The following is a 19540-nucleotide window of genomic DNA, read 5'->3' as shown; positions in this document are numbered from 1 at the left end:
GTGATGCGCTATGTCGATGAATTTCGCGATCCGGCTTTGGCGCGCGGTCTGATCCGCGAGATCGAGACCCTGGCGGCGCGGCTGGAGCGCGGGCGCGACCGGCCCTTTTCCATCATGGAAGTCTGCGGCGGCCACACCCACGCGATTTTCCGCTATGGGCTGGAGGGGCTGCTGCCCGACATCATCGAGTTCGTCCACGGCCCCGGCTGCCCGGTCTGCGTGCTGCCCATGGGGCGGGTCGATGATTGTGTCGCCATCGCCGAACGGCCGGAAGTGATCTTCGCCACCTTCGGCGACGCCATGCGCGTGCCGGGCTCACGCAAGAGCCTGCTCGCCGCCAAGGCGGACGGCGCCGATGTGCGCATGGTCTATTCGCCGCTGGACGCTCTGGCGCTGGCCCGGCGCAACCTGGAGCGCGAGGTGGTGTTCTTCGGCCTCGGTTTCGAGACCACCATGCCGTCCACCGCGCTCACCGTGCTGCGGGCGGCGCGTGAGGGGATTACGAATTTCTCGATCTTCTGCAACCACATCACCATCATCCCGACGCTTCGCGCCCTGCTGGAGATGCCCGATCTCGGCATAGACGGCTTCATCGGGCCGGGGCACGTCTCGATGGTCATCGGCACCGAGCCCTACCGCTTCATCGCCGAGGAGTTCGCCAAGCCGATGGTCGTCGCCGGCTTCGAGCCGATCGACCTGCTGCAGTCCCTGCTGATGGTGCTGCGCCAGCTGGAGGAAGGGCGCGCCGCTATCGAGAACCAGTATGCCCGGGTGGTGCCGGACGCCGGCAATCCGCGCGCCATGGGTGCAGTTGAGGAGGTGTATGAGCTGCGGCCGACCTTCGAGTGGCGCGGTCTCGGCTCCATCGCCCATTCCGGCGTAAGGCTGCGCGAGGCCTATGCCGGCTTCGACGCCGAGCGGCGCTTCGCCGTGAAGGAGGTGCAGGTGGCCGATCCCGCCGCCTGCCGTTGCGGCGAGGTGCTGACCGGGCAGATGAAGCCGTGGGCGTGCCCGGTGTTCGGTACCGGCTGCACGCCGGACATGCCGCTGGGAGCGCTCATGGTCTCCTCCGAGGGGGCCTGCGCCGCCTATTATCAATATGGCGGGCTGCGCCCGCCGCAGCTGGAGGGCGCGGCATGAACCCGCCCATTCCCGTCCTTACCGCGCCCCGGCGCAACCTGCCGAAAGCGGTCACGCTGGCGCATGGCGGCGGCGGCAGCGCCATGCGCGACCTCATCGACGAGGTGTTCATCGAGACGTTCAAGGGCACGAAAGGCGCTCCGGAGGATCAGGCCCGCTTCGATCTCGCCGCGTTGATGGCACAGGGCGACCGGCTCGCCTTCACCACCGACGGGTTCGTCGTCGACCCGCTGTTCTTTCCCGGCGGGGATATCGGAAAGCTCGCGGTCTGCGGCACCATCAACGATCTCGCGGTCGGCGGGGCGCGGCCGGTGGCGCTGTCCTGCGCCGTCATCATCGAGGAGGGGCTGGCGCTCGACACGCTGCGTGCGGTGGCGCGCTCCATGGCCGAGACCGCCGGGGCGGCAGGCGTGCCGATCGTCACCGGCGATACCAAGGTCGTGGCGCGCGGCGCCTGCGACAAGCTGTTCATCACCACGACAGGCATCGGCGTGGTCCGCACCGGGGTCGAGGTCGGCATCGCGCGCGCCCGGCCCGGCGATGTCGTGCTGGTGAACGGCCAGCTCGGCGACCACGGCGCGGCGATCCTGAATGCGCGCGGCGATCTGGCGCTGGAAAGCGACATCGCCAGCGACTGCGCCGCGCTGCACGGGTTGATCGACAGGCTCATCGACGCCGCACCCGGCGTGCGGATGATGCGCGACGCCACGCGCGGCGGCGTCGCCGCCGTGCTCAACGAATTGGCGGCGGCGAGCGGCGTCGGCGTGCGCCTGCGCGAGAGCGACACGCCGATTCGCGCGGATGTGCAGGGCTTTTGCGAGATTCTGGGGCTCGATCCGCTCTATCTCGCCAATGAGGGCAAGATCGTCGCCGTGGTGCCGCCCGAGCAGGAGGGTGCGGCCTTGCAGGCGCTGCGCGCGCATCCGCTGGGGGGCGGTGCTGCCGCCATCGGGCGTATCACCGACACCCGGCCCGGCCGCGTGGTGATGGAGACCCGCTTCGGCGGCGAGCGCATCGTCGACATGCTGGTCGGCGACCAGCTGCCACGCATCTGCTGATGCCGCGTGGGGTGGCGCGGAACCTGCGGGGCGATTCGCCCGTTGGCCCTCAGAGGCGGCATGTGTCGCCTCTCAGGGAGGCCAGAAATGACCAAGCGCGAACTGATCGATACCGGGACCGACAAGCGTTATGTCCGCCGTGACGAAGCGGGGCGATTCAAGGAATCCGTCGATGTCGGCCGCTCGCTGAGCCAGGATCGGCGCAAGCAGGCCGAGCACGAGGCCAAGCCCGGCGAGGGCAATCGCGGCGACCGCAAGCGTTAAAAGGCGTCAGCCATGCGGCGCCGGCGCCGGCGCCGGGCTCGGAGACGCGGGGGCGTCGTCTGTGGCGCCACGCGGCACATTGGAGATGTTCAGCCGGCGGATCAGCGTTTGATCGACATCGGGCCATGCACTGCCGTCCACGCTGACGCGCTTGGGCTGGCCATCCTCAAATTCGCAGATGGCATAGCGCAGGACACCCGCACGGAAAAAAGCGCCCTGGACCTTACCATTCGTGGCATCCGCATGGACCCGCAGCGAGGCGACTTCGTCCTCGCTCAGGTCGTGGTTCGTCGTCGTTTCGATATGGCGCTCGCAGGTCAGTTGCGCCTTCGTTGTCGCATCCTCGCCGCGCAAAAACAGACCGCCGCCGATGACGATTGCGGCGGCGGCAGCTGCCTTGAGTTTCCAGTTGAGCGTCATGCGGCACCCCGGCGTCTGTGAGGCACAGGGCGGCGCCTGGAGCCTGCTCGCTCCTCATATTGGAAGCGTGCCAACATCTGGCGGGGGAGGCTTGTGGCAGGCTTGCGCGCGCTGCGGTGCGGCACGCGACCGTTTCCGCAGGAGGTTCAGCGCTCGACCCTTAGGCGGCGCCCGCGAGGTGACGCCCGGCTGGCGGCGCGAGCGCTGCCACGCGGGCGTCACAGCGCCTCACCGGCGGCCGGACATCAGATAGGCGACCAGGCCGATGGTGAGCAGGCCGGCAAAGGCGATGGCGGGATGACGGCGCACCTGCGCGGCGACCTCGTCAGCCGCGTGGCGCGCCCGCTCGCTGGCGTCTTCAAGGAAATCTGCACTGCCATCGGCGGCATAATCCAGCGCGGCCCCGGCCCGCGAGGCACCCCGGCGGGCATATTCGCGGGCATAGCGGCTCACACTGGCGCCACCCTGGCTTGCCAGCGAGCCGGCGAGCTTCGCGACATCGCGGCGCAGGGCTTCGAGATCCTTAGAGAGGGCGGCGAGTTCGGTGGACGTGGCCATGTTTCACTCCTGATGGGAGATGGACAAACGCGCGGCGGCGGAGCGGGTTCCGCTTCAGGCCATGTGCCGAACGGGAGCGAGCCGTGCATCGACCTCAAGATTGACCACGAGCCGGCGGACATCGGGGCACCCGGCCATGACGCCCCAGCCATGGGCGAGGGCGGCGGCTTCGTCATAGGCAGGAATCAGCGGGCGCAGGGTCATCGCGAGATGACCGCGCTGCCGGTCGAAGGCGATGCTGGACGAGTCCACGTCGAATTTGCGCGCGAGCATGGGGGCAGTCTCCCGTTGCAACACTCGTTAACAATTGGTGAACGGGAAGGTTCCGCCAGCCCAGCCCCAGGGCGTCTGGCTCAGGGACAGCGGCACCGGCGGGTTCTCGGTATCGACCAGAGCTGGCAATGCCTGCGCGGCCTTGGTCGGATTGCCCGTGCTGACTGCCGCTCTTGGCGTGCCACGCCGCGCGTGAGCGGATCCAATACCGCGTCATCGCCGGCAATGGCGCGGGGCGTGCGCTCCATCGAGCCTCCGGCCCAATCGGTGAGGAATTGGCCGGCTGCGGGCGCGGTTACCCGAATTCCGAACCTCGCCACGTCCTTGCCGAGCCGCTCGGAGGGCGGCCGCACTTCTGCTCGTCCGCCCATCAGGCTGCTGTCGCGCCGCGAGGAGCCCAACGCAGTGGGCCATCACCCGGCGCAGCCGTGGCGGCTCGCCGGATGGCCGTCTTTTTCGGCGATCATCCGCCTGCCGGGCCGATGGCGATCAGGGAAGCAGGCCCTGGCGCTTGAAGCATTCTTCGATCTTGGTCACGACGGCTGCCGAACCTGTCAGCTGCCATTTGACCGGCCTCGCGCCGTTGATCTGGGTGGTCAGCAATTTGCCGTTCCGGAGGGCGGCGACGAAGCGATCGTCCAACCCCGCCTCGCCCGCGCCTTCAGGGGTAAAGCCGAACTGGGCATCCACGCGGCGTCCGTCGAGCGTGATGATGCCCCCCTCAAACCCTTCCGTCTGGTCCGCAGGGACGCGCAGTTCCCAGCCATGCGTCTTTTTCTGCAGGATCAGGAAGCCGGCGGGATGGCTGATCGACCCGGCGCAGCCGACAAAATCCGGCCCCGCAATCAGCGAGACGACTTCCCATCCGCGCGTGGAGCCATAGGGCACCATCTCCAGATCGGCGGTGGTCGGCGAGGCTGTGTCGGCCGGCTCGGCGCCGGCCTTCATGCCGGGCTCGTCGGCGACGGGCTCGCAGGAGAACTCCTCGACACCAACGAAAAGCTTCGGCCCGTCGCCTTCCGGCCAGAACTGCAATTCACGGCCGGGATTCACCCAGGCGCCCTTGCCATCGGGCACGAGCGGCGCGCTGAAGGTGCCATGAAAGTTACCACTGCTGTTCTCGGGATGGGTCTCGACGACAAAGCCGAGATCGCCGCCGCATTTGTAGAGAAGCTCGCCCTCGGCCCGCGCTGTTCCAGCAGCGGCCACAACGGCGACCATGGCAAGAAGGATTTTGACCAGGCGTGTGTTCATGGACTGACCGGGCAAAGGGGAGGGAGGGAGCGTGCGTGGACGGCATTCCGACGCGGCCTGGGCATCGATAGACCTCGCCGACCCGAAGGGGGACGGATCTGTCGTCAGCTTTGGCTACGGGGGCACTGAGCACCGATCTTGCACGTTCCCTGATACCGTTCAAGGGCGGTTCTGCCGGGAATCGACGCCACGCGCCGACGGAGGAGAGTGAGGTCGGCAAGGGGGGCTGCGATGCGCTGTTCCGGTGAGACACCGGGCGCCTGAACCGCTTGACCGTGGCTTTGTTCACGGTACCCTAGTAGTTAATAATTGAACAAGCCGCTTTGAGTGACCAGCCTTCTGCGCGCGCCCCTTTCTGCGAGAGAGATCATGAAAAGACCTGCCCATTTGCTGCTGGCGCTTGCCGCATTCAGTCTTCACATGGCGCCTGTGCCATCCCTGGCGGGCGAGCGCGTATTGGCCACCATCGGGGGCTGGCGCGTGATTTTGAACCGCAACAATGACAACAGTTTCAACCGTTGCATCATCGAGACCAACCAGAACGGCAAGGTGCTGCGGGTCGCCCATAACGGCAAGGGGCCGGATTTCAGCCTCTCGGTCCCGGCCCAGGGTCACAGGAATGGCGACGACGTGACCGTCGGCTTCAATGACGAACAGCCGGAATATTTCCGCTTCTCATCCGATCGGGACCGCGCCTGGATGACGATGAGCTGGGACATGTCGCAGCTTTTCGAAACGGCCCGCACAATCGAAGTCTGGATCGGCAACCGTGAGCTCAAGTGGAACCTCCGCGACGCGCAAAAGGCGATGATCCGCCTGACCGATTGCGTCAACGAGAACGCACCCTGACGCGCTGAACGGCGGGCAGGGCACGTTTGGCACCGGCGATTGGGTCCGACGCCACGGTAGCGAACCCATTCCAGTCCGGTCTAGCGTGGTGAAAATGGACCTCCCCGGATTGACCGGAGGCCATTTGGTTTGAGTCAAACCGGCATTTGCTGGTCACCGAGCATGGCCTCGTCCCGAAGCCGCCGCGCATCGGCCAGCGAAATGAGCGGATAGGCCCATGGGTGAGTTTCTTCTGTTTGCCCGCGAATCTGTCGGCCTGCTGCCAGACCCGGGCGCCGTTGGGCTTCACGAAAAGATAAAGGCCACCACCGTCGGAAAGTTCGTATTCGCCTTCCCGGCCCTTGGCTGTCCGGCGCGCCGCATCTGACAAGGCCATGTTCGCCCTCCCTGCTGAACGCTGGGATCATGAAAACACCGGCTGCAGGCCAACAAAAAGGCCACCAATTCGCGGGATGGGGTGGCTCTGGCCGAACCCGGCTCGGACAGCGAGCGGAGGCTGAAGAAAAAACTATCCAGCAAATTCGAGGGCTAGCCAGGCGATCTGGCAAGAGCTGAGCCGTCCCCGAAACGGGGGAGTGGCTCCTTGAGCAAGCAAAAAATACCTTCAGCAGAGCATTCAAATGTATGTGATAAGTATTATTTCAGAATAGGTGGGGCCAACAAATAGGCCAACAATTTCAAGGCGCTATATGAGTTGGGCTGAGCATCAGTGAGACGCTATGCGATCTTGGGCGGAAGGCAAGGATTAATTCGGGCGGCTGGCCCGTTATTCGGCAGCGGCCGTAATGATTGCCCCGTCGACCTACTGGGTCGGCGAAGGCGCCGTCAGTTCGACTCGAGGGGCTTCCGGAAGCGCACGCCAGCGCCGCCCCCATTCTCCGGAATAAACTCGATGCCGGCGGCCTCAAAGGCGGCACGGATGGTTGCCATCGTACCAGTCCGAAGACGCTCACCGCGCTCCAAACGCGCGATGGTGTCAGGCGAAACGTTTGCCTTTTGCGCCAAGTCGCGGGTACCCCAGCCGAGCGCCACACGTGCCATTTTCGACTGGATGGGTGTCATTTCGTAACGGTGATACGATTATTCATTGAAGGCTGCCGTCGCGAGAGTTATCGTACCAAGGTTACGATTATCGTTTAGGCGGCCGTTCAGAGCGTTGGCCCGCTCAGAACGGCCTGACCACAACCCAAGCTGTCTGGAACTCGGATCATGGCTGATTCTGAGATCAGCATGACTCTGTCCCGGCCCTAGCGGAGAGACATTCTCTCCGCCGCCCTGCTGACGGTCGGCGGCGCTTCCTTTGACAGTTCGTCTGCGGCCGCGCCGCGTGATGGCGGCACGACAGATGCCGCTATCATTGCATGGAAAGCGTGGCGCATTGGCCTGCTGCCGGCTTCATGAAACACCCAATCTCGGTGTCCACGAAACCGGCAGCAGGCCAACTGCTGCGATGCAGATGGCAGAGAAGAAGGTGTGGGCGCATCGGTCGTAGCGTGTAGCGATGCGTCTCCAGGGTGACCTTTCGGCACGCGGCGAGCGAGGTGCGCGACGCCCTCACTTCGTGGCCGGGGGGATCCGGCCACGAAGTGCTGATAACTATTGGGCGGACTCAGCCGGCAAGACGGAAGGCGATCACCGGCAGGTCTTCCATCGTCAGCGTCTCCGCTTTTACCGGCACCGGCCCCCGCTCGAACAGGGCGCGCAACGACTCCGGCCGGGCCTCCACGCCAAGGATGATGGCCTGCACGATCGGCCCTTCTCGGAGCCGGAGATGGCCGTAGACATAGGGGGCGATCGTCTCGAAGCGGGGATGGCAGGCGGGCGTGATGTTGTGCGTCGCATAGAGCAGCGTCGCCTCGCCGCTCAACTCGACGCCCTCGACCTCCCAGCTGCCGCAATGCTCGCAGCACCCGGTCGGCGGGAAGGTCAGCTTGCCGCAGGAGCGGCAGCTCACCGCCCGGAACACGTTCTGCCCCAGTCCTTCGTAATACCAGCGAATGGCGCTTGGCTGCTCGGCGACATCCTGCATGTCACAGCCCTCCCAGAACGACCACGGTGCCGATCATAGCGTAGCCGTGGGTGTGGATGACGGAAATCTCCGGCGGGCTCGGGATCTGCCGGGCACCGGCCTTGCCGCGCATCTGCAGCACGGCCTCATAGGTATCGCTGCCGGCGCTGGCGCCCCAGGCATGGCCGAAGGCATGGCGGCCGCCATGGGTCGACATCGGCCGGTCGCCGTCGAAGCGCAGCCGCCCGGCGCGTGCCGCGTCGAGGCCGCCGCCCGGCGGCAGGTAGCCGATCGTCTCCGCCGTGCACAGGCCGGAGATGTGGGAGCAGTCATGGGTGTGGAGATAGTCGATATCCGCCGGCCCGATGCTGGCCATGCCGAAGGCGGCATCGATGGCCCGCCGGTCGAATTCCCAATGGGTGGGATCCTCGCCGTACCAGGGAAGATCGCTGTAGCTGATGCCGAAGCCCTTGAACTCCACCGGCTGCGACTTGCCGCCCCTGGCGAGATCCGCGCGCGTCAGCACCATGGCGGAGGCGCCGTCGGCGGTGGTCACGAGGCTGAGCAGGCGCGATGGCCAGGCGACGAACGGGTTGTGCGCATCCGAGCGCCAGTAATCGAAGGCATCGGTGAAGCCCTTGGCCGCCGCCCGGTCTTCCAGCGTCTCCTGAATGTTGGCCTTCGGGTTCAGCGAGCCGTGCAGGCGCCGGGTGCGGCAGAGCTCGAACATGCCGCGGTCGTAGTCCTCGATCGAGATTCCGTATTTGCGGCAGTAGCCCAGCGCGACGAGCCCGTTATAGGTCGAGAAGATGTCGTAGCCCTGCGGCACGCCATAGGCCTGGTTGACCGCCATGTCGGTCCACAGCCATGTCTGCTGATGGGAAATGGGCTCGCGCTCATAAGGGCTGAAGCCTTTGACCTTGGTCCGGGTCGTCTCCAGCCCTTAGACGAGCACGGTGTCATAGACGCCGGCGGCGATCGACATGGCCGCCAGCGAGGCGCCCACATTGGTGGTCGAGCACTGGGCCTCGAAGTGAACGCCGGCCTTGAACTGGGTGCCGGTCCATTTCGCCAGCTGCGAATAGGTGCCCGGCACCTGCGAGCTGTGCACCATGGCGTTGCCGGCGAAAACCGCATCGACATCCTGACCGGTGAGCCCGGCGTCGTCCAGCGCCTCCTTGACCGCACGGGCAGTCAGTTCCTGGAGGCTGAGCCCCTTGAGTTCCGGCGTTTCCAGCAGGTCGCCGAACCGCGAACAGCCGACGCCGGAAATGGCCACACGCTCCCTAAGCTTGCTTTACCTCATGGCGGAGGTCCTTTCGTTCACCCGTTGGGCGCACCCCGGAGGGGGAGCGCCGAGCTGTCGGGGAAATCGGCCACGCCGTGTTATGCGCCGCTCCTGCAGCCCACCGGAATGGGACGCCTTTCGCCCCGGCCGGTGTTGATGGGGATCAACGGAGGCGGATAATTCTGTCCCTGGCCGCTCACATGTCGGCAGAGCCCGCGCCCGACGGAAAGCGCGCCAGCGTCGCGACGACTTCCTCATCACTCACCTGGCTGAAATCGCGGTAGAAGCAGCCGATCGCTCCGAATGGTTCCGGCACGTCGAGGCAGATGAGATCGTCCACTTCGGGCCGCAGGTCGGCAATCGCCTCGGCGGGGGCGACAGGGACCGCCAGCACCAGTTCCGCCGGGCCGCGCTGGCGAACCGCCTGCAGCGCCGCCTTCATGGTGGCACCCGTGGCAATGCCGTCATCGACGACGATGACGGTCCTTCCGGCCAGTTCCGCGCGGGAGCGCTGGCCGATATAGCGGGCCTTTCGGCGCTCGATCTCGGCAAGCTCCTGCCGGCACACGCGCTGGAAATCCGCCTCGTCGACGCCGGCGCGCGCGAGGATCGCCTCATTGCGGACGATGAGCGGCTCGGCACCATCCACCACGGCGCCGATGGCGAGTTCGGGCTGGCAGGGCAGGCCGATCTTGCGCACGAGAACGAGATCGAGCGGCGCGGCGAGGGCCTGTGCGATTTCCGCCGCCACCGGCACGCCGCCGCGCGGCAGCGCCAGCACCACGGGACGGCGTGGGCGATAGGCGGCGAGCGCCGCCGCCAGCCGGCGCCCTGCATCGATACGGTCCGCGAAGATCATCGACCATCCCTCCGAGCCCGAGGCCGCCAGGCCGGCCGGAGTGGTGCCCGGCTCGTATCATTAGAGCGCGGGCCACGTCGAACATTGACCGGCGTCAACGGCAAGGTGCGCCACGCGTCTAAGGTCGAGCGATGGTTCAGATGGCCCGCGCCAGCCTTGCCAAAGCGACCGGACCGGCGTTCCGGCTGGAGGATAAGCTCGCCTTTCTCGCCGACGGCCGGAATCTTCCCGGCTATCCCGCCAGCGTCGAGGCGCGTGAGACCCATATGTCCTGGGTCTTTCTCACCCCGGACCGGGTTTACAAGCTGAAGAAGCCCGTCCGTTTTCCCTATCTGGATTTCTCCACGGCCGAGCACCGCGCCGCCGTTTGCCGCGCCGAGGATCGGCTGAACCGCCGCCTCGCCCCCGACATCTATCTTGGCGTGCTGCCGTTGACGGCGGGGCCGAGCGGGCTCGCCCTCGGCGGCGAAGGACCTCCCGTCGACTGGCTGGTCGTGATGCGCCGGCTTAATGAGGCGGAGAGCCTTCAGGCGTTGTTGCTCGGACACGATTTGCGGATGGACCATGTCGCGCGCATCGCCGCCGCCCTCCGGGCGTTCTATCGACGCGCCCGCCCGGCGCCGACATCGTCGGAGCGCTATCTGAACGATTGGGGCCGCGCTTCCCGCATGAACCGGCACGTGCTGAGCAATCCGCGCTTCAAGCTGCCGCTGGGCCCCATCGGACGGATCCTCGGCGTGCAGGAGCGCTTTCTCACCCTTCATGGCGCGCAGCTGGCCGCGCGGGTCCGGCAGGGACGCATCGTCGAAGCCCATGGCGACCTGCGCCCCGAGCACATCTGGCCCGGCCACCCGGTGAGCATCATCGATTGCCTTGAGTTCGATGACCACCTGCGCGCCCTCGATCCGCTCGACGAGATAGCGTTCCTGCACCTCGAATGTGAGCAGCTGGGCGCCCGCTGGGCCGGCGAAGCGATCCGCCGGCGCCTCGCGGCGCGGCTCGGTGAGGACCGCCGCGGCCTGTTGTTCCTGTTCTACCGCAGCCAGCGCGCCCTGCTGCGCGCGCGGCTCTCCATCGCCCATCTCTACGACCCGACGCCCCGTATGCCCGATAAGTGGCCGCGCCAGGCGCGCGCCTATCTGAGGCTCGCCGCCCGCGATGCGGCCCAGCTGGAGCGTGGGCTTAGAATGCCATGAGGTCGGTCAGCGCTTCACCCGCATGCAGGCGCCGGATCGCTTCGCCGAGGAGCGGTGCCGCGTCGGCCGTGTCGAGCTTCTCGCGCACGGCACCGACGGGCAGACGGAAGGGCGGCACGCTGTCGGTGGTGATGATCCGCTCGATCGCCGGATCGACGAGTGCTTCGGCGGCGCCGGCCATGAACAGCCCGTGCGCAACGCAGGCGATCACCCGCCGGCCACCAGCCTCGCGCGCCGCCCGTGCGGCGCGCACCAGCGTCCCGCCGGTGCTGATGAGGTCATCGACAATGATGCAGGTGGCGCCTTGCACGTCGCCGACGAAAAGCTCGCCGGACACGACGCCGGCGCTGCGGTGCTTCTCGGCGAAGGCGTTGCCGACCGGCCGGCCAATGACCGCTTGCAGCGCCTCGCGAAAAAGGTCGGCCCGCTTGCCGCCGCCGAGGTCGGGCGACACGACACAGAGCGGTTCGTCGCCGAGCAGCGGCAGAACCTTCTGGACAAGCGGTGGCGCCGCGCTCAGCGCCACCGAACGGCAGCGGAATGCATTCTCGAAGGCGCTCTCATTGTGCACTTCCAGCGCGACCACGGTGTCCGTGCCAACGGCTTCAAACAAGGCCGCGACATAGCGTGTCGTGACCGGATCGTTGGGCTTGGTGCGGCGGTCCTTCCGTGCGTAGCATAGGTATGGCAGGACCGCCGCAACCCGTGCCGCGCCGGCATCCTTGACCGCGGCAAGGAAGAACAGAAGGCGGCACAGCTTGTCGTCGGTGCTGGCCTGCGGGCCGCCATGCAGGCTGTGCAGCACATAGACGTCGGCTCCCGCTACGCGAGCGAGCGGCCGGGCCTTGTGTTCGCCATCCTCGAATTCCCGCTCCTCATGCGCCGCAAGGTCGATTCCCAGATGGCCGGCAACCGCGCGGCCGATCGCGTCGCTTCCGGCCAGCGCGAAGAGCACCATCGGTGCAAAAGCGGCGGTCGCCGCGTAGCGCGGCGTCAGGGGGGCGGCCGGCATCGTTCCTCACCTGTCTCCCGCTGCCGGGCCCTCAACGATAGACGAGCACAGGCACTTTCGAGTGGGTCAGCACCTTCTGCGTCACGCTGCCGAGCACCAGCGCCGCGATGCCGCGCCGGCCGTGCGAGGCCATGGCGATCAGGTCGCAGCCGCGCGCCGCCGCCGTTTCGATGATGGCGAGGTAGGGCTCGTCATTCTGGACCTGCAGCACGTCGCACGGCACGCCAATCTGCCGCGCCTGCTGCTCGGCCGCGCTCAGGTGTTCGCCCGCGTGGGCCCCGGCCGTTCGCAGGTAGTCATCGCGCGTGCTTTCAAGCTGCTCGGGCGAAACCGTGAGCACGTGAAAGGGCTCGATCACGGTCAGCACCGTCACCTTCGCCCCGGCATCGCGGGCGAAGGCCATGGCCGACTGCAGGGCAACGGTCGAGAGAGGCGACCCGTCGGTGGGTATGAGAACATGGCTGAACATCGTCATCTCCTGATCGGACAGGCCTCGCTCGACGCAGGCTGCGCAGCGTTGGCCACAACACCGTGGGTTGGCACGAGCGAAGAGGGAGCGGACAGGCTCAGGCCCAGCTTCCCATCGGTTCCCGCATCAGATGGTCGTTGACTGCCCGCACGCCCGGCGTCGTCTCGGCGACGACCCGAAGCGCGTGGCGCTCGGCATCGGCATTGGCGATGCCCCAGAGGCTCACCACGCCGTCGTCCACGGTGACGTTCAGCCGCCAGGTCTGCGTCCAGGGCTGCTGGCGCAGGCGCTCCATCACTTTGTCGCGTATGGCGCTGTCGGAAAGCGGAATCTCCAATCCCATATTGGTGCGGGCGACCGCCTGGATGAGGTTGGAGCGGCTGACGATCCCCACCAGGCGATCCTTCTCGACGATGGGGATGCGCTTGACGCCGTGCTTCTCCATCAGCGCGGCGATCTCATGCAGCGGCGTGTCCGGCCCGGCGCTCACCGGGTCCTTGTGCATCACATCGGCGGCGGTGCGGCCATGCGTCTTCACATATTCGGCCGCCAGCGTGCCATCATCGGCGAAGGCCTCCAGCCACCAGGAGCGGCGGCGCTCGGTGCCGGCTTCCACGCGATGGATCAGGTCGCCCTCGCTGACGATGCCGACCAGATGCCCCTCGTTGTCTACGATCGGCACGGCGCTGATGCGCCGCTCGAGCAGAATCCGGGCGATCTGCACCACGAGATCGGTCGGCTTCGCCGTTATCACCGGCGATGTCATGACATCACATGCCTTCATAGCTTCCTCCCTGCGGGCGCGTATGGTGCCATATGCAATGAGCGGCGAAGCCGCCGGTCGATGCGGCCAGCCGGGCCGCAGGCCGGGTTGCCTCGGCGACCCGGCCTGCGGCAAGCGGCGTCACGCGGCCTTTACGGCGATCGTCTTCTCAGCCTGCTGCGCCTGCGCGGTTTTCGGCAGTTTCACGGTGAGCACGCCCTTGGCGAAGCTCGCCTCGATCTGCTCGGCATCGACCCCCTCGGGCACACGGAAGGACCTGACGAAGGAACCGTAGCGGCGCTCGGAGACATAGTAGTCCTTCTCGCGCTGCTCCTTTTCTTCCTTCTTCTCGCCCTTGATGGTGAGGGTGCCGTTCGCCAGCCGGACCTCGACATCCTTTTCATCGAGGCCGGGAAGTTCGGCCGTGATCTCGTACTCACCCGGCTTTTCCGCGACGTCGACCGCCGGGGCCAGGCTCCAGCCGGTCTCGCGCGGCCAGGCCGCCTCGACGGAGCGAGCCAGCGGCGGGCGCAGCGCGCCGAGGCCGAATGTCTCGAACACCTGGTCGATCTCGCGACGCAGCGCATCGAATGGCGCCCACGCGCCGCCAAAGGCGGGGACGGGCGCCTTGGATTCGGTCTTCACAGGAAGCTTGGTCGCCTCTGCCATGACACTCTCCTCTTCAATACCGCGCAAGCAGTGGAAGTGTTAAATCCCTGCAAAACAACGGGGCGTCGCCACTCCACGGAACTGGCGCCTGGATGACACGCATGAAGACAAACACATCCCTCTGATGGCGCTTTGATCTGGCGCAATCGACGGCGAGCGGGAGAGCCAAATCGGCAATTAAATGAGGAATGAATACTGACCTTATTCAAGTTGTCAGTGTGTTTCTATTAACTTGGGTTCAGGAAGGCGGGAGATTGCCGTCCCGGGAACTATTCTGCTTGATCCAGCACAAGGCGGGGCTGCCCGCCACGGCCCATTGTCTCCTCCAGGCCAAGGCCAATCAGGGAGGGCGGCATGACGTCCATCGACCACGGCAGCCAGATCAAATCCGCGACGACGACCAGTACAACCCAGTCGGCAAAGCTCAGCCGCAGCCTGCTCACCGCCCTTGTCATCGGCTCGATGGTCGGTGCAGGCGTGTTCAGCCTGCCGCAGAACATGGCGGCCGGGGCCGGCCCGTTGGCGATCCTCATCGGCTGGGTCATCACCGGCATCGGGATGATTGCACTGGCTTTCGTCTATCAGCGTCTCGCGATCCGCAAGCCGGGGCTCGATTCCGGCCCCTATGCCTATGCCAAGGCCGGGTTCGGCGACTTCGTCGGATTCAATTCGGCCTGGGGCTACTGGCTCTCGGCCTGGATCGGAAACGTCTCCTATGCGGTGATCGTGTTCTCAGCGCTTTCCTATTTCGCGCCGGCCTTCGGCGAGGGCAACACCATTGCTGCCATCGTCGGCGCCTCGCTCATGCTGTGGGCGGTGCATGCGCTGATCCTGATGGGCGTGCGCGAGGCGGCGATCACCAATTTCATCACCACCATCGCCAAGATCGCCCCCATCGTCCTGTTCATCGTCGTCGCCGCGCTGGCGTTCAATCTCGACGTCTTCACGCTCGACTTCTCGGGCGTCAGCAATCCCGAACTCGGCAGCCTGCTGGCGCAGGTGAAGAGCACCATGCTGGTGACGCTGTGGGTGTTCATCGGCGTGGAGGGGGCGAGCGTCGTCTCGGCGCGTGCGAACAAGCGGTCCGATATCGGCTTCGCCACGGTGTCCGGCTTCCTCATCTGCCTCGGGCTCTATGCGCTGGTGTCCCTGCTCTCGCTCGGCATCATGACGCAGCCCGAGCTCGCCGGGCTGAAGAACCCGTCCATGGCGGTGGTGATGGAGCATGTGGTCGGCCCCTGGGGCGGCGCGCTCATCAACCTTGCCGTGGTGGTGTCGGTGCTCGGCGCCTTCCTGTCCTGGACGCTGCTGGCCGCCGAGATCCCGATGATGGCGGCGCGCGACGGCACCATGCCGAAGCTGCTTGCCACCGAGAACGATAAGGGCTCACCCTCGGTCTCGCTGTGGCTCACCAACGGGCTGGTCCAGCTCTTCCTCATCATCACCTATTTCGCCAACTCGACCTATCAGGCGCTATTCCTCATCGCCTCGGCCGCGATCCTCGTGCCCTATGTGCTCTCGGGCGCCTATGCGCTGAAGATCGCCCTGACCCGCGACGGCTACGGCGCCGGCGAAACCACGGGGCGCGACATCTTCACCGGCGCGGTGGCGACGATCTATGGCGCCTGGCTGGTCTACGCGGCCGGCCCGACCTTCCTGTTCATGTGCGCCATGCTCTATGCGCCCGGTATCCTGGTCTACATCTGGGCCCGCCGCGAGCAGGACAAGCGCGTGTTCACCCCGCTGGAGGTGGTGCTGGCCCTCGCCATCGTCACCGCCGGCGGGCTCGCCGCCTATCTGATCGCCACCGGCGTCATCAGCCCGCTTTGATCGGCAGGAGAACAGACAAATGGCCCCCCTTGGCGTTCACTCCGAGGCCGGACGGCTGCGCCGCGTCCTGGTCAACCGGCCCGATCTGGCACTGCGTCGCCTCACCCCGTCCAACTGCCGCACCCTGCTGTTCGACGATGTGCTGTGGGTAAAGAAGGCCCGGCAGGAACACGACGCCTTTGTCGACACGATGCGGGATCGCGGCGTCGAGGTGCTGGAGCTGACCGAATTGCTGGCCGAGGTGCTTGACGATCCGATCGGCCGCCTCTGGATCCTCGACCATCGCCTGCCGGTGTCGGATTTCGACGCCGAAATGCTAGCCGATCTGCGCGCCTGGCTTTCCGAAATGCCTTCGCGCCAGCTGGCCGAGTTGCTCATCGGCGGCATCGCCAAGGCCGAACTGCCCTTTATGTCGGCGGGCCTTCTCGCCGCCAGCCTGGAACCGTCCGATTTCGTGCTGCCGCCCCTGCCCAACCACCTGTTCACCCGCGACAGCTCCTGCTGGATCTATGGCGGCCTGTGTCTTGGCGCCATGTACTGGCCGGCACGGCGGCCGGAGACGATCCACATGGAGGCGATCTACCGCTTCCATGGCCTTTTCGCCGAGAAGGCCTTCGAGGTCCGGCCCGACGACGCCGTTGACGGCGAAGGCGATGGCGGGGGCCTCGCTCCCGGCCTCTCCACGCTCGAAGGCGGCGACGTGATGCCGGTCGGCGGCGGCACGGTGCTGATCGGCATGGGCGAGCGCACCACGCCGCAAGCGGTGTCCCATTTGGTACGGCGGCTGTTGGCGACCGGAGCGGTGGAGCGGGTCATCGCCGCGCTGATGCCGCGCGACCGCAGCTTCATGCATCTCGACACGGTCTTCACCCTGTGCGGGCCGGACATCGCCACCGCCTATCCGCCAGTGGTAAGCCGCCTGCGCACCTTCACGGTGACGCCGGGCAGCCAGAACGGCGATATCGCCATCACCGAGGAGCGGGCGGGCTTCCTCGACGTGGTGCGCGACGCACTGGGGCTCAACGCACTGCGCGTGATCGATACCGGCGGCGACGAGTTCGAGGCCGAGCGCGAGCAGTGGGACGACGGCAACAATGTCGTCGCCATCGAGCCCGGCGTGGTCATCGCCTATGACCGCAATGTCTACACCAACACCCGGCTGCGCCGGGCGGGGGTCGAGGTCATCACCATCGAAGGCTCGGAGCTCGGCCGCGGGCGCGGCGGCGGCCACTGCATGACCTGCCCGATCCAGCGCGACCCGCTTTGAGGAGAGTGCCATGCCGATCAATTTCCGCGGACGCAGCGTGCTCAGCCTGGAGCCCTTCACGCCGGCCGAGATCCGCCATCTGCTGCGGCTTTCGGCCGAGCTGAAGGCGGCCAAGCTCGCCGGCACCGAGGTGCCGCATCTGCTGCGCAAGAACATCGCCCTGATTTTCGAAAAGGATTCCACCCGCACCCGCACCGGCTTCGAGGTCGCCGCCTATGACCAGGGGGCGCACGTTACCTATCTCGGCCCCTCGGGCAGCCAGATCGGCCACAAGGAGAGCATGAAGGACACCGCCCGCGTGCTCGGCCGGATCTATGACGCCATCGAATATCGCGGCTTCGGCCAGTCGATCGTCGAAGAACTCGCCGCCTTCGCCGGGGTGCCGGTCTATAACGGCCTGACCGACGAGTTCCACCCGACGCAGACGCTGGCGGACTTCCTCACCATGCGCGAATTCACCCACAAGCACCTCTCCGACATGGCCGTGGTGTTCATGGGCGACACGCGCAACAACGTCGCCCGTTCGCTGGCGCTGGGTGGCGTGAAGATGGGGATGGACGTGCGGCTGTGCGGGCCGGCCGCCCTGCATCCCGACGAGGGATTTCGCGCCCATATCGCCGCGATCGGCGCCGCGACGGGCGGCACGCTAACAGTGACCGAAAGCGTCGATGTCGGCTGCCGTGGCGCCGATTTCGTCTACACCGACGTCTGGCTCTCCATGGGCGAGCCGGAAGCGCGCTGGGCCGAGCGCATCGCCCTTTTGCAGCCCTACCAGGTCAATGCGGCGGCGATGGCTAAGACGGGCAATCCCTACGCCAAGTTCATGCACTGCCTGCCCGCTTTCCACGACGACAAAACCGAGGTGGGGGCGCAGATCAAGGCCAAATTCGGCCTCGATTGCATGGAGGTGACGGACGAGGTGTTCGAGAGCCCGGCCTCCATCGTGTTCGACCAGGCCGAGAACCGCATGCACACCATCAAGGCGCTTCTCGTCGCCACCATCGGGAGCTGAGCCATGCGCATCGTCGTCGCGCTGGGTGGCAACGCGCTGCTGGAACGGGGCGAGGCGCCCTCCATCGAGACCCAGACACGTCGCGTCGCCACCGCTGTGGCGGCGATCGCGCCGCTGCGCCGTGCCGGGCACCAGGTGATCCTCACCCATGGCAACGGACCGCAGGTCGGCCAGCTGGCGCTGCAGGCGGCGGCGACGCCCAGGACACCCACGCCGCTCGACGTGCTGGATGCCGAGAGCGAGGGGATGATCGGCTATCTCATCGAGCGCGAGCTGATGAATGTGCTCCCCGACGATTTCCTGGTGGCCACTGTGCTGACCCAGGTGCGGGTGGATTCGCGCGATCCCGCCTTCCACCATCCGAGCAAGCCGATCGGTGCGGTCTATGACAGCGAGGAAGCGGCCCGTACGGCTGGCCCCGGCTGGAAGATCGCTCGCGACGGGGAGCGCTGGCGGCGCGTGGTCGCCTCGCCGGAGCCGGTGGACATAATGGAGGCGCGCGTCATCTCGCTGCTGGTCAACAACGACGTCACCGTCATCTGCGCCGGCGGCGGCGGCATCCCGGTGGTCCGGCGCGAGGATGGCAGCCTGGCCGGCGTCGAGGCGGTGATCGACAAGGATCTGGTCAGTGGCCTGCTGGCGCAGCTTCTACGCGCCGACTGGCTGGTCATGCTGACCGATGTCGACGCGGTCTATGACGGTTTCGGCACGCCGGACGCCCGTCCGCTCGCCCGCGCCACGCCGGACGAACTCGACCGCCGTTCCTTCGCCGCCGGGTCGATGGCGCCGAAGATCGAGGCGGCGCGCCGCTTCGTCCGCGCCACCGGCCAGCGTGCCGCCATCGGCCGGCTCGACATGCTCGCCGACATCGTGCGCGAACGAGCCGGAACGGTGGTTGCACTGACTTAGCCGCTCGATTGTGGGCGCCGTTCACCAAGGGCGCCGATGCGGCAGGCAGGGAAGATGTTCGTCCGGATGTCACGCAAAGGCTGAAGCCATGGCAGAACCGCCGAATTGGATGGGACGACCGGTCTTCTGCTGAATGACGATCGCTCGGGTTCTGACCTCCGATCCGGCGACGACATTACGATCGTGATCTTGACCAGGTCGCAACCGCGAAGCTGGCTGTCTAGCGCATGGTCGAACAAAGCACGGTCACGAATGCGGCGCTCACGATCGAGAAAGAAGCGAACGGCCCGGACTGCTTCTGCGTGAGCGCACGTTTCGTTCCCACGTTCTTGCCGGCGTTCCAAGCTGCGCGCTCGCGGCTGACATCATCATATTGAAAGTGGCCCATGTGAGTTCTCCTCGGCCTTGATTCTCCGAGTATGAAACGCGCCACTCGCAACCG

Annotated in this window: 24 protein-coding genes; 9 read left to right on the top strand and 15 right to left on the bottom strand. The window is 66.5% G+C overall.

Annotated elements, in window-relative coordinates:
* Nucleotides 1-3: 3 nt before the first annotated feature.
* From hypD to J2S75_RS03525, 3 genes are all read left to right on the top strand, one after another.
* A complete protein-coding gene (gene hypD, locus J2S75_RS03535) occupies nt 4-1140 on the top strand; it encodes a hydrogenase formation protein HypD (RefSeq protein WP_307018229.1) in 1137 nt (378 codons plus the stop codon).
* A complete protein-coding gene (gene hypE / locus J2S75_RS03530; protein ID WP_307018227.1) occupies nt 1137-2198 on the top strand; it encodes a hydrogenase expression/formation protein HypE in 1062 nt (353 codons plus the stop codon). The genes hypD and hypE overlap by 4 nt, the downstream gene beginning before the upstream one ends.
* Nucleotides 2199-2285: 87 nt before the next feature.
* Nucleotides 2286-2462 carry a hypothetical protein gene (locus tag J2S75_RS03525; RefSeq protein ID WP_307018226.1) on the top strand — a complete coding sequence of 59 codons (177 nt, stop codon included), beginning with the start codon at nt 2286-2288 and terminating at the stop codon, nt 2460-2462.
* Nucleotides 2463-2468: 6 nt separating this feature from the next.
* On the opposite strand, the gene J2S75_RS03520 is transcribed toward J2S75_RS03525, so the two are convergent.
* The 4 genes from J2S75_RS03520 to J2S75_RS03505 all read right to left on the bottom strand — a co-directional run bounded on the left by J2S75_RS03520 (nt 2469) and on the right by J2S75_RS03505 (nt 4967).
* Nucleotides 2469-2882: a hypothetical protein gene (locus J2S75_RS03520; protein WP_307018224.1), complete on the bottom strand. Its 414-nt coding sequence runs from the start codon at nt 2880-2882 to the stop codon at nt 2469-2471.
* 228 nt (nt 2883-3110) lie between these two features.
* Nucleotides 3111-3440 (bottom strand): hypothetical protein, encoded by a 330-nt coding sequence (locus tag J2S75_RS03515; RefSeq protein ID WP_307018222.1) that lies wholly within the window; start codon nt 3438-3440, stop codon nt 3111-3113.
* A gap of 54 nt (nt 3441-3494) precedes the next feature.
* Nucleotides 3495-3713, bottom strand: a complete 219-nt coding sequence (locus J2S75_RS03510) for a hypothetical protein (RefSeq protein ID WP_307018221.1) — start codon at nt 3711-3713, stop codon at nt 3495-3497.
* 489 nt (nt 3714-4202) lie between these two features.
* Nucleotides 4203-4967: a hypothetical protein gene (locus J2S75_RS03505; RefSeq protein ID WP_307018219.1), complete on the bottom strand. Its 765-nt coding sequence runs from the start codon at nt 4965-4967 to the stop codon at nt 4203-4205.
* Between the two features lie 327 nt (nt 4968-5294).
* Here J2S75_RS03505 and J2S75_RS03500 point away from each other — a divergent pair, with 327 nt between their 5' ends.
* On the top strand, nt 5295-5816 hold the full coding sequence (locus J2S75_RS03500) for a hypothetical protein (protein ID WP_307018217.1): 522 nt from the start codon (nt 5295-5297) through the stop codon (nt 5814-5816).
* Here J2S75_RS03500 and J2S75_RS22460 read toward each other — a convergent pair.
* The 6 genes from J2S75_RS22460 to J2S75_RS03470 form a co-directional block, all read right to left on the bottom strand.
* The gene (locus J2S75_RS22460; RefSeq protein ID WP_370874072.1) at nt 5797-6192 is read right to left on the bottom strand and encodes an Arm DNA-binding domain-containing protein; all 396 of its coding nucleotides are present in this window, start codon (nt 6190-6192) and stop codon (nt 5797-5799) included. The two genes, J2S75_RS03500 and J2S75_RS22460, sit on opposite strands and share 20 nt — an antisense overlap.
* Nucleotides 6193-6641: 449 nt before the next feature.
* Nucleotides 6642-6878, bottom strand: coding sequence for a helix-turn-helix domain-containing protein (locus J2S75_RS03490; RefSeq protein ID WP_307018214.1), 237 nt, complete (start codon nt 6876-6878; stop codon nt 6642-6644).
* Nucleotides 6879-7425: 547 nt separating this feature from the next.
* Nucleotides 7426-7845 (bottom strand): Zn-ribbon domain-containing OB-fold protein, encoded by a 420-nt coding sequence (locus J2S75_RS03485; protein ID WP_307018212.1) that lies wholly within the window; start codon nt 7843-7845, stop codon nt 7426-7428.
* Nucleotide 7846: 1 nt separating this feature from the next.
* Nucleotides 7847-8677, bottom strand: coding sequence for a thiolase C-terminal domain-containing protein (locus J2S75_RS03480; RefSeq protein ID WP_307018211.1), 831 nt, complete (start codon nt 8675-8677; stop codon nt 7847-7849).
* A 90-nt stretch (nt 8678-8767) separates the two neighbouring features.
* A complete protein-coding gene (locus J2S75_RS03475; RefSeq protein WP_307018209.1) occupies nt 8768-9103 on the bottom strand; it encodes a thiolase family protein in 336 nt (111 codons plus the stop codon).
* Nucleotides 9104-9308: 205 nt separating this feature from the next.
* Nucleotides 9309-9971, bottom strand: coding sequence for a phosphoribosyltransferase (locus tag J2S75_RS03470; protein ID WP_307018208.1), 663 nt, complete (start codon nt 9969-9971; stop codon nt 9309-9311).
* Between the two features lie 140 nt (nt 9972-10111).
* Here J2S75_RS03470 and J2S75_RS03465 point away from each other — a divergent pair, with 140 nt between their 5' ends.
* Complete coding sequence (locus J2S75_RS03465) at nt 10112-11167, top strand: hypothetical protein (protein ID WP_307018204.1); 1056 nt, start codon at nt 10112-10114, stop codon at nt 11165-11167.
* Here the strand turns inward: J2S75_RS03465 and J2S75_RS03460 are convergent.
* The 4 genes from J2S75_RS03460 to J2S75_RS03445 form a co-directional block, all read right to left on the bottom strand.
* Nucleotides 11154-12179: a ribose-phosphate diphosphokinase gene (locus tag J2S75_RS03460; protein ID WP_307018202.1), complete on the bottom strand. Its 1026-nt coding sequence runs from the start codon at nt 12177-12179 to the stop codon at nt 11154-11156. The genes J2S75_RS03465 and J2S75_RS03460 overlap by 14 nt on opposite strands.
* A 31-nt stretch (nt 12180-12210) precedes the next feature.
* On the bottom strand, nt 12211-12648 hold the full coding sequence (locus J2S75_RS03455; RefSeq protein ID WP_307018200.1) for a universal stress protein: 438 nt from the start codon (nt 12646-12648) through the stop codon (nt 12211-12213).
* 97 nt (nt 12649-12745) lie between these two features.
* Nucleotides 12746-13432, bottom strand: coding sequence for a CBS domain-containing protein (locus J2S75_RS03450; protein WP_307018196.1), 687 nt, complete (start codon nt 13430-13432; stop codon nt 12746-12748).
* Between the two features lie 120 nt (nt 13433-13552).
* Complete coding sequence (locus tag J2S75_RS03445; RefSeq protein WP_307018194.1) at nt 13553-14080, bottom strand: Hsp20/alpha crystallin family protein; 528 nt, start codon at nt 14078-14080, stop codon at nt 13553-13555.
* Between the two features lie 354 nt (nt 14081-14434).
* On the opposite strand from J2S75_RS03445, the gene arcD reads away from it, so the two are divergent.
* The 4 genes from arcD to arcC are packed head-to-tail and all read left to right on the top strand — an operon-like array spanning nt 14435 to nt 19098.
* Complete coding sequence (gene arcD, locus J2S75_RS03440; RefSeq protein WP_307018192.1) at nt 14435-15910, top strand: arginine-ornithine antiporter; 1476 nt, start codon at nt 14435-14437, stop codon at nt 15908-15910.
* 19 nt (nt 15911-15929) lie between these two features.
* Nucleotides 15930-17177, top strand: a complete 1248-nt coding sequence (locus J2S75_RS03435) for an arginine deiminase (RefSeq protein ID WP_307018190.1) — start codon at nt 15930-15932, stop codon at nt 17175-17177.
* 10 nt (nt 17178-17187) lie between these two features.
* Nucleotides 17188-18189, top strand: a complete 1002-nt coding sequence (argF, locus tag J2S75_RS03430; RefSeq protein ID WP_307018189.1) for an ornithine carbamoyltransferase — start codon at nt 17188-17190, stop codon at nt 18187-18189.
* A 3-nt stretch (nt 18190-18192) separates the two neighbouring features.
* Nucleotides 18193-19098 (top strand): carbamate kinase, encoded by a 906-nt coding sequence (gene arcC, locus J2S75_RS03425; RefSeq protein WP_307018187.1) that lies wholly within the window; start codon nt 18193-18195, stop codon nt 19096-19098.
* A 220-nt stretch (nt 19099-19318) separates the two neighbouring features.
* On the opposite strand, the gene J2S75_RS03420 is transcribed toward arcC, so the two are convergent.
* Entirely contained in the window at nt 19319-19486 is a 168-nt protein-coding gene (locus J2S75_RS03420) for a hypothetical protein (RefSeq protein WP_307018185.1), read from the bottom strand.
* Nucleotides 19487-19540 lie beyond the last annotated feature (54 nt).

The organism is Ancylobacter polymorphus, assembly GCF_030813495.1.
GTDB lineage: Bacteria > Pseudomonadota > Alphaproteobacteria > Rhizobiales > Xanthobacteraceae > Ancylobacter > Ancylobacter polymorphus.
This window is presented reverse-complemented; position numbering and strand designations above follow the sequence as displayed.

What these genes read in the sequence shown, in the direction of transcription:
- hypD (WP_307018229.1), top strand. Translation starts at nt 4, where the DNA reads ATGCGCTATGTCGATGAATTTCGCGATCCGGCTTTGGCGCGCGGTCTG.
- hypE (WP_307018227.1), top strand. Translation starts at nt 1,137, where the DNA reads ATGAACCCGCCCATTCCCGTCCTTACCGCGCCCCGGCGCAACCTGCCG.
- J2S75_RS03525 (WP_307018226.1), top strand. Translation starts at nt 2,286, where the DNA reads ATGACCAAGCGCGAACTGATCGATACCGGGACCGACAAGCGTTATGTC.
- J2S75_RS03520 (WP_307018224.1), bottom strand. Translation starts at nt 2,882, where the DNA reads ATGACGCTCAACTGGAAACTCAAGGCAGCTGCCGCCGCCGCAATCGTC.
- J2S75_RS03515 (WP_307018222.1), bottom strand. Translation starts at nt 3,440, where the DNA reads ATGGCCACGTCCACCGAACTCGCCGCCCTCTCTAAGGATCTCGAAGCC.
- J2S75_RS03510 (WP_307018221.1), bottom strand. Translation starts at nt 3,713, where the DNA reads ATGCTCGCGCGCAAATTCGACGTGGACTCGTCCAGCATCGCCTTCGAC.
- J2S75_RS03505 (WP_307018219.1), bottom strand. Translation starts at nt 4,967, where the DNA reads ATGAACACACGCCTGGTCAAAATCCTTCTTGCCATGGTCGCCGTTGTG.
- J2S75_RS22460 (WP_370874072.1), bottom strand. Translation starts at nt 6,192, where the DNA reads ATGGCCTTGTCAGATGCGGCGCGCCGGACAGCCAAGGGCCGGGAAGGC.
- J2S75_RS03490 (WP_307018214.1), bottom strand. Translation starts at nt 6,878, where the DNA reads ATGACACCCATCCAGTCGAAAATGGCACGTGTGGCGCTCGGCTGGGGT.
- J2S75_RS03485 (WP_307018212.1), bottom strand. Translation starts at nt 7,845, where the DNA reads ATGCAGGATGTCGCCGAGCAGCCAAGCGCCATTCGCTGGTATTACGAA.
- J2S75_RS03480 (WP_307018211.1), bottom strand. Translation starts at nt 8,677, where the DNA reads ATGGCGGTCAACCAGGCCTATGGCGTGCCGCAGGGCTACGACATCTTC.
- J2S75_RS03470 (WP_307018208.1), bottom strand. Translation starts at nt 9,971, where the DNA reads ATGATCTTCGCGGACCGTATCGATGCAGGGCGCCGGCTGGCGGCGGCG.
- J2S75_RS03465 (WP_307018204.1), top strand. Translation starts at nt 10,112, where the DNA reads ATGGCCCGCGCCAGCCTTGCCAAAGCGACCGGACCGGCGTTCCGGCTG.
- J2S75_RS03460 (WP_307018202.1), bottom strand. Translation starts at nt 12,179, where the DNA reads ATGCCGGCCGCCCCCCTGACGCCGCGCTACGCGGCGACCGCCGCTTTT.
- J2S75_RS03455 (WP_307018200.1), bottom strand. Translation starts at nt 12,648, where the DNA reads ATGTTCAGCCATGTTCTCATACCCACCGACGGGTCGCCTCTCTCGACC.
- J2S75_RS03450 (WP_307018196.1), bottom strand. Translation starts at nt 13,432, where the DNA reads ATGAAGGCATGTGATGTCATGACATCGCCGGTGATAACGGCGAAGCCG.
- J2S75_RS03445 (WP_307018194.1), bottom strand. Translation starts at nt 14,080, where the DNA reads ATGGCAGAGGCGACCAAGCTTCCTGTGAAGACCGAATCCAAGGCGCCC.
- arcD (WP_307018192.1), top strand. Translation starts at nt 14,435, where the DNA reads ATGACGTCCATCGACCACGGCAGCCAGATCAAATCCGCGACGACGACC.
- J2S75_RS03435 (WP_307018190.1), top strand. Translation starts at nt 15,930, where the DNA reads ATGGCCCCCCTTGGCGTTCACTCCGAGGCCGGACGGCTGCGCCGCGTC.
- argF (WP_307018189.1), top strand. Translation starts at nt 17,188, where the DNA reads ATGCCGATCAATTTCCGCGGACGCAGCGTGCTCAGCCTGGAGCCCTTC.
- arcC (WP_307018187.1), top strand. Translation starts at nt 18,193, where the DNA reads ATGCGCATCGTCGTCGCGCTGGGTGGCAACGCGCTGCTGGAACGGGGC.
- J2S75_RS03420 (WP_307018185.1), bottom strand. Translation starts at nt 19,486, where the DNA reads ATGGGCCACTTTCAATATGATGATGTCAGCCGCGAGCGCGCAGCTTGG.